This window comes from Methanospirillum sp. (assembly GCF_035560735.1).
GTDB lineage: Archaea > Halobacteriota > Methanomicrobia > Methanomicrobiales > Methanospirillaceae > Methanospirillum.
On sequence record NZ_DATMYY010000182.1, the window covers coordinates 1 to 10,868 of the forward strand.

A 10,868-nucleotide genomic window follows, 5' to 3' on the forward strand; every position below is an offset into this window, starting at 1 on the left:
ATTTATCACACCGGGATTACCTTGAGATCATTCTGTCTTTGGCCTGTCCGAACATACTATATAGGGTGCATCCTCCACCTTGACAAGACAGATGGAACTACGAGGCTGGGTCGAATTCGACGGAATTGTTCTTTCGAACGAAGAAATCTCATCGATACTTATCGAAGAACCGGATAAGATCTCTTTATTTGGGGGAGAATTCTTCCTGAAGTGGAAGTCCTGCAGTGCACGAGATCATTACGGGATTATATTAGGAGACTGTCCCGCGGGAGAAGTATGGTGCAATGGGAGGAAAATAAGGGCCATTGAACCAAAGTCACGATCTTTGGATCTTCATGCTGCAATCGTTGATTCAATCAGAATGAGATCAGAAGAGGGTGTGACCGCATTATCCGGGGGAGTTGACTCAGCACTTGTTGCAGCTCTTGCACAAAAACCCTGTATATCTGTTGGTGTTGAGGGGTCGCATGACCTGAAACGGGCTGGAAAGGTAGCTGGAGAATTAAATCTCCCACTTGAGATCAGAACGGTTACCTCGTGTGAGATAGAAGAAACCATTCCAAAGGTGATGAAAATCATCAAGGATCCAACACCAGTTGATCTCGCCATTGCAACCACCCTTTTTTTTGTTGCCGAGACAGCCCACGATGAAGGGTACGAAAGAATACTAACAGGTCAGGGAGCTGATGAGGTCTTTGGCGGATACTCGCGATACCTTGGGAAGAATGAAGAGCAACTTACCAGTACTTTTTCTGCAGATTTTTCTTCTTTATCCAGACAGGGAATACGTGATCAGGCAGTCGCCGGGTATCACGGTACCTGGCTCTCGATGCCGTATCTAGACATCAGAGTAGTATGCGCTGCATCCACTATTCCTGTGACAGAGAAGGTCAGTGAAGGAGTTAGAAAAAGGCCGCTCAGAGAGATTGCAGCCAGATATCTCTCATCAGAGACCGCATATTATGAGAAAAAAGCTATGCAGTATGGAACCGGTATCTGGAAAGAAATAAAACGTCTTGCAAGGCAGAACGGTTATCAGAACTCAGTTTCAGATTACATGCACCATATCAGGAAGGCATAAGGATCCATGGTAAATTCAGAAGACGTTAGAAAGATTGCCAAACTTGCCGACATCGGAGTTGATGACGGTGAAATTGAAGAGTTTACATCCCAATGTTCAAAAATTCTTACATACTTTGAGATGCTCGATGCACTCCCTCAGGGAAAAGGAGTAGATCGGGGTCTCATCAATATATTTAGAGAAGATGAAGTTACAGAATCTTTGAGCCAGGAAGAAGCACTCAAAAATGCAAACGAAACCGAGAACGGGTATTTTAAGGCTCCGCGGGTGATGTAACATGGTAAAAACACTCACCTTCTCTGTTTCTGATACTATCAATGCCTTCATCACCACCATTCCGGAAATTGAATACACTGACGGGAACCTGAACGGAACAACCGTCGCAATAAAAGACAATATTTCAACAAAAGGAATAGAGACAACCTGCGGCTCAAAAATTTTGAAAGGATATATCCCACCGTATGATGCTCATGTAGTATCGCTCCTTAAATCGGCAGGAGCTGCCATCGTAGGCAAGACAAATATGGATGAATTCGGGATGGGTACTACAACTGAAAATAGTGCCTTTGGTCCCACACTCAACCCATGTGATAATAACAGGGTGCCCGGTGGTTCATCAGGTGGCTCGGCAGCAGCGATAGCGGCCGGGTACTGTGATATGGCGCTGGGTTCAGATACTGGTGGTTCAATCAGATGTCCAGCTGCATTTTGTGGAATCGTCGGGCTTAAACCCAGTTATGGAAGAGTATCGAGGTACGGACTTATAGCATATGCAAATTCCCTTGAACAGATCGGACCGATGGCAAAGAATGTCACCGGAGTATCACGACTCTTTTCAGTGATTGCAGGACATGACAAACGTGATTCAACCTCGGTAGACAGACCATACACACATACACCAGACCCTTCAATCAAAGGTCTTCGTATCGGTCTTCCATCCGAATTTTTTGGTGAAGGTGTCGATCCTAAAGTTGCTGATACGGTCAAACAGGCAATAAATACTCTTAAAAATGCTGGTGCAGAGGCAGTACCCTGCTCTATGCCATCAATGAGCCATGCACTGGCGGCTTACTATGTAATCTGCACCAGCGAAGCCTCATCAAACCTTGCACGATTTGATGGGATCAGATATGGTCCGGGGGGGGACCTTCGAAAGAGTTGGCACGAAGAGTTTTCTGAAAGAAGACAGGAACGGTTTGGAAAGGAAGTTAGAAGGAGAATTATTCTTGGAACTTTCTCCCTCGCAGCCGGGTACTTTGGAAGATACTACCACAAAGCACAGACAGCACGACAAATGGTTCGTGATGATTTTACCAGGCTCTTTAAGGAAGTTGACCTTATTGCCGGCCCTACGATGCCATCTATTGCTTTCAAACTAAAAGAAAAATCAGACCCTCTGCAAATGTACCTTTCAGATATTCTGACTGTACCAGCGAACCTTGCAGGCGTTCCAGCCATATCAGTACCCTGCGGAAAGGTTGATGGCATGCCTGTTGGTCTTCAGCTCATTGGAAAGCACTTCGAAGACGAGAAGGTTATTGATGCTGCATTTGCATACGAGCAGGAGGCGGCCTGATGGAACACGAAGATGTAATTATTGGTCTTGAGATTCATTGTCAGCTCAATACAAAGTCCAAGCTCTTCTGTGGTTGTTCAACAGACTTTAGAGATGACGAACCTAATACCCATACCTGCCCCGTTTGCCTTGGTCTGCCTGGAAGCATGCCGGTTGTCAATAAAAAAGTCATCGAATTTGCAATGAGAGTTGCCAAGGCTTTGAACTGTACAGTTTTAGAAGAGTGCGACTTTTCCCGAAAAAACTACTTTTATCCAGATCTCAACAAAGCATACCAAATCACCCAGTACGATCGCCCACTTGCAGAGTGGGGAAAACTCATGATAGAGGGTGAAGACGGAGAGCGAGACATCAGGATCACCAGAATACACGTAGAAGAAGATCCAGGACGGTCGGTACATATGGGGACTACCGACCGGGGAAAATACACCCTTATTGACTACAACCGTGCAGGTATTCCACTGATAGAGATCGTTACTGAACCTGATCTCAAATCACCCAAGGAAGCACGACGATTTCTGAATAAACTTCGTGCAACCCTTGAGTACTTGAATGTTTTTGATAGTGAGAAGGAGGGATCTCTCAGAGTTGATGCCAACATTTCACTCAAGGGATCAGGAAGAGTAGAAGTCAAAAACATCTCCTCATACAAAGGAGTAGAGAAGGCTCTAACTTTTGAGATAACAAGGCAGCGGAATGTGATTCGTAGAGGCCAGGTAGTGGCGCGGGAAACACGTCATTTTCTGGAGGCAAGGGGAGTTACCACCTCATCACGAAGTAAAGAGGAAGAGAATGATTATCGGTACTTCCCTGAACCGGATCTTTTGCCGATGCAGGTCTCTGACTGGGTGGACGGAATATCCCTTCCTGAACTTCCGGATGCACGGCGTGAGAGGTTCATGCAGCAGTATAGTTGTTCTCTTGAGCATGCACGCACTCTTACCGGAGGGCTCAAACTTGCAGAATTCTATGAGGAGGTTGCAAAGACCGATGCAGGTCTTGCAGCAACCTGGACTGCCGATTACCTGCTTGGAGAACTCAACTATCGTGACTTTTCTATAGATGCCATGCCCCCGGCACATTTCATAGATCTCATCACGCTCCTGAAATCGGATACTATCACTGATAAGAGTGGTGTAGAAATCCTGCGAACAATTCTTGACCAGGTTAAAACGGGAGAGAAACCAGAGATGCCGACAAAAATTGTGGGTCGACTTGGTCTCGCAAAAACCGGCGGGGATGAAATATCCGGAATGGTCAGGGAAGTAATTGCAGAGAACCCACAACCTGTTGCAGATTATCATGCAGGTAAAGGTCCGGCCCTGAATTTCCTAGTGGGTCAGGTTATGAAGAAATGTCGTGGGCGTGCAGACCCTGGTCACCTGAATGTGCTTCTCAGAGAAGAACTTGACAAGTTGCAGGGCGTGGAGTAAGCAGAGGATTGGGATATCATTATGCATCTAATCATAGCGGAAAAGAATATTGTTGCGAATCGTATCGCACAGATACTTGCCGGCAAAGAGAAGATATCCCAGAAGAAAGAGGGGGGTGTCAATCTTTACCAGTTTGGAGATATTGCCACGATAGGACTTCGTGGTCATGTGGTGGAGATCGATTTTGTGGAGGGATACACAAACTGGCGATCAGAAACACATCCTCCCCGCTCTCTTATTGATGCCGGTGTTCTCAAACGGCCGACAGAGCCAGCTATCGTTAAACTTGTCCAAAAACTATCAAAGAAAGCTGACCGGGTAACGATTGCTACTGATTTTGATACTGAAGGAGAACTTATCGGAAAGGAGGCATTTGAACTCGTCCGTGCAGTCAACCAGAAGGTCAAAGTGGATCGTGCACGATTTTCTGCCATCACTCCTGAAGAGATCAATCATGCCTTTTCAAATGCCTCTGATATTGATTTCGATCTGGCGGCAGCAGGTGAAGCCAGGCAGATTGTAGATCTGCTCTGGGGTGCTTCACTCACCCGGTTCATCAGCCTTGCTGCACGACGGGGAGGAACCAATATCCTTTCAGTTGGCAGGGTACAAAGTCCCACACTCGCAATGATCGTGGATCGTGAACGTGAGATAGAATCTTTTATTCCCGAACCTTACTGGGAACTCTCTCTCGACACAGAAAAGAATGGCGAGGCCTTCAGTGCCCGACATATCAACGGAAAGTTCACTGATAAAGAGCAGGCAGATGCAGCATACGCTGCAACAAAAAAACCACTGAAGGTGACCGATGTCAAAGAAGGAACGAGAGCTGACAAGGCACCAACACCATTTGACACCACCGGATTCATCGTAGCAGCAGCACGACTCGGGCTCTCTGCAGCAAATGCAATGCGGATTGCCGAAGATCTTTATATGAACGGTTATATCTCGTATCCAAGAACCGACAATACAATATACCCTCCATCTCTGAACCTGGAATCCATTCTTGATACCCTTTCAAAGACTCAATTCAAAAAAGAAGTTGAGTGGGTCAGGAAGAACAGGCGCAAAACACCCACTCAGGGAAAGAAATCTTCTACTGATCATCCTCCTATCCATCCGGCAGGAGTTGCTACACCAGAACAACTCGGTGAAAATTGGAAAGTTTATGAACTGGTAGTACGTCGGTTCCTTGCAACACTTTCTCCAGATGCAGAATGGATGACGATGAAGATCAACCTCACTGCATCCAAAGAAGGATACACTTCAACAGGAAGCAGACTCAAAGAGGCAGGCTGGAGAACGGTATATACCTACTCTGACGCTAAGGATTCTATTCTGCCAGTGGTGAAACCCGGAGAGGAACTTCCAATCAAGGATGTCAATCTCGAAGAGAAACAGACTCAACCCCCACCGCGGTACTCCCAAAGTAAACTCATCCAGGTAATGGAAGAACTTGGGCTTGGAACAAAGTCTACCAGACATGAAGTTATCCAGAAACTGGTTGGCAGGAAATACATCGAAGGGAACCCATTAAGGCCGACTCTCGTTGGAAGGGCGGTTACTGAATCACTGGAGGGGCATGCTTCTGAGATCACGCGTCCTGAAATGACCAGTACTCTTGAATCCGCAATGGAGGATATCAAGGTTAAGAAGCAGTCACGAGACCTGGTAGTCACTGATTCCAGGGTTATGCTTCACAAGGTCTTTGATGCGCTTGAACCCAACAGCGAACTAATCGGAAGAGAGATCATGGACCAGACCGATGAGGAACTAACCATTGGTCCATGTCCGATATGCGGGAAAGACCTCCGTATTAGGCGTAAAGGTGTCTCGCAATTCATTGGTTGTACTGGATATCCAGACTGTACTTTCAATATCAGTCTCCCAAGTTCGATGTGGGGAGGTGCTGTCAGAACCAAGGCAGTCTGCGAGATACATAATCTCAATCATATCAGTCTCATTGCCAAAGGATCGCGTCCCTGGGAGATGGGCTGTCCACTCTGTCAGCTCATCACTCAGCAAAAGGACATCTTTGCAATGATCCCTTCTATGACAGAAAAGATCAGGGAGGATCTCCTCTCTGCTAAGATCTACTCTGCTTTTGAGCTCGGAAAGATGGATCCTGACGCTCTGATGAAAGCAATCGGAGTCACGAAAAAGATAGCAGAGCAACTAATCAAAGATACTCTCGATGTGATGGCGCTGCTGAAGAAACGATCAGAATGCAAAAAATTCATGAAGCAGTTCGTCCCGCCAAAACGGGGACGTAGTCATACCAAGGTGATGTCATCGTTCACAGCCTCCGGGATCAACAGCATCGACGATCTCTCAAAAGTCTGTATTGAAGATCTGAAGAAAGCAGGCCTGAGTGAAGAGGAGGCAAATACACTCAAAGCCGAGGCTATACTTCTTACAAGCAGAAATCAACTCAAAGAGATCGGAATCCCTACTACATCTCTGCGTAAATATCAGGAAGCAGGTTTTATTGGGCCTGAAGATCTTTTGGGATCACATCCTGCCTACATCAGTCTGAAGTCTGGAGTTTCAATCGATACAGTTGGCAAGCATGTTGTATTGGTTGCACAAGCCCTCAATAAAGAGCAACCTGTAAAAATCACTAAAAAGCATCTAGAAAAAGGTCGTGAAGAACTTCTCAATCTGAAAGGTATCAGTGAACCTGTAATCGAGCAATTGTACTGTGCGGGAATAATCGATCTTAAGTCACTTAGTGCTGCAAATCCGGAAAAGGCAGCAAAAATTTCCGGACTTTCAAAAGATAAAATAAAACAGCTCAAGGCAGCAGTCCCTGTCTGAACTGCAATCTATTTCCCTTCTTACGGCGAGTCTTAAGAAGAATCCAAGGCTGGACCTGTTATGTATACAAAATGGAAGACCTGGGCTCATGTTACCAAACTCGATCCAGATAAGAACCTGACTGAGGATCAACTGGCAGAGATAGCCACAAGTGGCACTGATGCCCTGATGCTCTCAGGAACCCTGAATATTACCAAAGAGAACATGCAGGAGCTCCGGGATCAGGTCAGGGAATACGGGCTTCCCCTGGTAGTAGAGCCAGCTGGACCTGAAGCTGTTGTCGCAGACGGTATAGATCTCCTCTTCATTGCCAGCGTGATGAATACCAACCAGGCACAATGGATTGTTGGTAAGCATAAGGAATGGGCACTGCACAGCAAAGTACAATGGGACAGGGTTATTCAGGAAGCATACATTGTTCTGAATCCGAACTCTTCAGTTGCCCGGGTAACAGGGTCAGACTGCTCCATCGGGGCTGATGAAGTTGCTGCTTATGCTGAAGTAGCAGATCATTTCTTCCAGTTCCCAGTTGTCTATATCGAATATAGTGGGACCTATGGCAGTCCTGAAATCGTAAAAGCTGCTGCAGGAGCTATTGACAACGCTGTTCTCTACTATGGCGGGGGAATAGATTCAGGTGAGAAGGCTGCAGAGATGGCACAATATGCAGATACAATCGTAGTTGGCAATGCGGTCTATGACAAAGGTGTCCAGACTCTGATTGAAACGGTTCAGGCTATCCAATAAATTCTTTTAATGCCACGTATTCGGATTGTTCTGGTAGAACCCCTCTATGAGGGGAATGTAGGTTTTTCAGCACGGGTAATGAAAAACTTTGGATTTACTGATCTTGTTCTTATCAATCCATGCCCCCTTGGAATTGATGCTTATGCACGGGCATCACATGCAAAGGATGTTCTTGAGCAGGCTGTGGTTACTGATCTTGAAGAGATCTTTGCAACAAGCAATATGGTCATTGCAACCACAGGCGCTCTCTCGAAGTCTGCGTGTCATCCAATCAGGATGCCATTTTATTCACCCAAAGAGCTGCGTGAGATGATCGCAGATATTGAAGGGACGATATCCATACTCTTTGGAAGAGAAAACTGGGGACTCAACAACGAAGAAGTCAGAAGATCAGATGTAATCTGCACTATTCCTGCATCAGATATCTATCCTATTGTCAATCTCTCACACGCAGTTGGAATCCTCTGCTACGAACTTGCCAACATCCCAAAAGGGGAGATTGCTCTTGCATCTCCTGAAGAGATGACACATCTGTATTCACATATCGATGAATATCTTGATCTTGTGGATCACCCACGATTCAAACGTGAATCCACAATGACCCTGATACGCCGGATTCTGGGAAGATGTAACCTGACATGGCGGGAAGCTACAACCATTCATGGACTTCTTCGAAGATCTGAGTGGAGATTTATCCCTACAGATCATACTAGTGAACCTCAAGGCAGCATTCCAAAGACAGACAGTAAATACGATCCAGACGATACCGATAGTAATGATCCTTGTTGACTGGCAGATCGTTGATCGCATCAGGCGGGGCTTTATCACTGTTGATCCCTACAAACCTGAACTCGTTCAGCCAAATTCTCTGGATATAAGGCTTGGAAACCATTTTGCCTGGTATGAGACCTGTGATGATGTTATTGACCCGTTTGACTGTGACTCTGTCACTAGTAAGACGCAGGAAATGACAGCAGAGAGCATTGTTCTCCATCCGGGCCAATTTATTCTTGCTGAAACATTGGAACTTATCGAACTGCCGGATAACATTGTAGCAAGCATCGAAGGAAAGAGTAGTATCGCGAGACTGGGAGTTGAACTTCATCAGACCGGGGGTTGGATCGATGCAGGTTTCAGGGGAAGCATTACTCTGGAGATGTGCAATGTGAATCATCGGCCGGTCCGACTTCATGCAGGAATGTCTATTGGCCAACTTGTGTTTTACAGCACTGAAAGGGCTGAATGCCCGTATAATTCAAAGCATGATGCAAAATATATGAACCAGCGCCAGGCCACCCTCTCACGATATTACGAAAACAAACAATAGGCTGTGTTTTATTGCCAATGAGCGCCAATAGATTCGGGTATTGATTCCGGAGAATAATTCATGCGCCTTCTTTTGATACATTCAGATCATATCGAATACGAAGCGAAGAAGAAGACAAAATTCGCTGAAGACCCTTGTAATCCATCTGATTCATTTGATGAATCCCTCGTTGCGTTCTGCGCAGTAGAGGCACCAGACGAAGATGGAATAGAGGATGTTGTAGCACAGGCTGTCGCTTCCATTGAAGAGATGTCGGGCCAGACCAAATGCAGGAGAGTTATGGTATATCCATATGCTCATCTCAGCAGTGACCTCTCATCACCTGATATTGCAATTCAAGCACTCAAGGCAATGGAGATCTCTCTGGGTGAAGCAGGCTTTGAGGTAAAACGTGCCCCATTCGGCTGGTACAAATCCTTTACTGTTTCATGTAAAGGTCATCCTCTATCAGAACTTTCACGCACGCTTACTCCATCAGAGGATGTCGTCAAGGTAGAGAAGTCTCCGGTAACCCACAAGTTCTTTGTGATGACTCCTGACGGATCCACTCATGATTACCAGAAATTCGTGGATGATTCACCATTTGGTTGCCTGATCAAGAAAGAGACCGGCATTCCGGTACCAGCCGGGGGCGAACCGATTCATGTCGACCTGATGAGATCAAAGGAGTTTGTCGATTATGAACCGGTCTCCGATGTTGGCCACCTTAGATGGATGCCACGTGGAAAACTCGTGCGTGATCTTCTTGCCGACTATGCACTTGCTATGGTTCTTGAACATGGTGCAAGTCCGGTTGAGACACCTGTGATGTATGACCTTGCTGACAAGGCAATCTACGAACATGCAGACAAGTTTGGAGAGAGACAGTACAGGTTCAAGAGCGGTAACCGTAACATGATGCTCAGGTTCGCTGCATGTTTTGGAATGTTTACCATTATGCGGAACATGCACATCTCACCAAACAACCTTCCGATGAAGATGTACGAACTATCCACCTATTCATTCCGTCATGAACAGAAGGGGGAAGTCATTGGTCTGAAAAGACTACGTGCATTTACAATGCCTGATATGCATTCCCTCTGTAAGGATATGGCAGATGCCCTGCAATGTTTTGAAGAACAGCTTGCAATGGGATGGCAGACCGGAGTAGACTTCGGTACTCAGCTTGTAGCTGTATTCAGGTGTACTGAGGAATTCTACAAAGACAACGAAGCGTGGATCAAAAAAATAGTTGCCCAGTCAAAGGTTCCTGTACTGATTGAGACACTTTCTGACCGTGTCCATTACTGGATAGCAAAGATAGACCTCGCTGCTATTGATGGACAACAGCGACCAATTGAAAACCCAACCGTGCAGATAGATGTGGAAAGCTCTCGAAGGTTTGGAATCAAGTATCATCTCAATGATGGAACTGAAGTTTTTCCACCGATTCTTCACTGCTCACCTACCGGATCTGTTGAGCGTGTCTTCTGTGCCATTCTTGAAAACACTGCAAACCAGAAAGTTGCCCACCTTCCAACCTGGTTATCTCCAACCCAGGTACGGGTAATTCCGGTTGCAGAACGCCATGGCCAGGCTGCTGAAAAGATAGCAAAAACACTCACAGCATCACGTATAAGAGCTGATTATGATGACCGGGAAGAGTCAGTCGGGAAGAAAGTCAGAGAAGCAGGAATGGACTGGGTTCCTTACGTGGTAGTTATCGGAGACAGCGAAGCGGAATCCGGGAACCTCACCGTTACTGTAAGAATGAAATCTGAACCCAATAAACCATTTAAGATCACCTGCACTGTCGATGAACTTGTAAAAACAATTCAGGATGAAATTTCTGGAAAACCCTACCGGCCATTATATACCCAGAAATTACTTTCCATGCAACCCAGATAC

At 46.0% G+C, this 10,868-nt stretch carries 9 protein-coding genes; all 9 read left to right on the plus strand.

Annotated elements, in window-relative coordinates; all coding sequences use genetic code 11:
- The first annotated feature begins 91 nt into the window (after positions 1–91).
- Positions 92–1,081, plus strand: coding sequence for an asparagine synthase C-terminal domain-containing protein (locus tag VN429_RS05460; protein WP_325630669.1), 990 nt, complete (start codon positions 92–94; stop codon positions 1,079–1,081).
- A 6-nt stretch (positions 1,082–1,087) separates the two neighbouring features.
- The gene (gatC, locus tag VN429_RS05465) at positions 1,088–1,357 is read left to right on the plus strand and encodes an Asp-tRNA(Asn)/Glu-tRNA(Gln) amidotransferase subunit GatC (protein ID WP_325630671.1); all 270 of its coding nucleotides are present in this window, start codon (positions 1,088–1,090) and stop codon (positions 1,355–1,357) included.
- Position 1,358: 1 nt separating this feature from the next.
- Positions 1,359–2,657 carry an Asp-tRNA(Asn)/Glu-tRNA(Gln) amidotransferase subunit GatA gene (gene gatA / locus VN429_RS05470; RefSeq protein ID WP_325630673.1) on the plus strand — a complete coding sequence of 433 codons (1,299 nt, stop codon included), beginning with the start codon at positions 1,359–1,361 and terminating at the stop codon, positions 2,655–2,657.
- Entirely contained in the window at positions 2,657–4,090 is a 1,434-nt protein-coding gene (gene gatB, locus VN429_RS05475) for an Asp-tRNA(Asn)/Glu-tRNA(Gln) amidotransferase subunit GatB (protein ID WP_325630676.1), read from the plus strand. Before gatA ends, gatB begins: the two co-directional genes overlap by 1 nt.
- A gap of 21 nt (positions 4,091–4,111) precedes the next feature.
- Positions 4,112–6,907: a DNA topoisomerase I gene (locus tag VN429_RS05480; RefSeq protein WP_325630678.1), complete on the plus strand. Its 2,796-nt coding sequence runs from the start codon at positions 4,112–4,114 to the stop codon at positions 6,905–6,907.
- 60 nt (positions 6,908–6,967) lie between these two features.
- Complete coding sequence (locus tag VN429_RS05485; RefSeq protein WP_325630681.1) at positions 6,968–7,654, plus strand: phosphoglycerol geranylgeranyltransferase; 687 nt, start codon at positions 6,968–6,970, stop codon at positions 7,652–7,654.
- Between the two features lie 9 nt (positions 7,655–7,663).
- On the plus strand, positions 7,664–8,443 hold the full coding sequence (locus tag VN429_RS05490) for an RNA methyltransferase (RefSeq protein ID WP_325630683.1): 780 nt from the start codon (positions 7,664–7,666) through the stop codon (positions 8,441–8,443).
- A complete protein-coding gene (gene dcd / locus VN429_RS05495; protein WP_325630687.1) occupies positions 8,430–8,981 on the plus strand; it encodes a dCTP deaminase in 552 nt (183 codons plus the stop codon). Before VN429_RS05490 ends, dcd begins: the two co-directional genes overlap by 14 nt.
- 60 nt (positions 8,982–9,041) lie before the next feature.
- The coding region (locus VN429_RS05500) for a threonine--tRNA ligase (protein ID WP_325630689.1) at positions 9,042–10,868 on the plus strand (1,827 nt) is incomplete at its 3' end.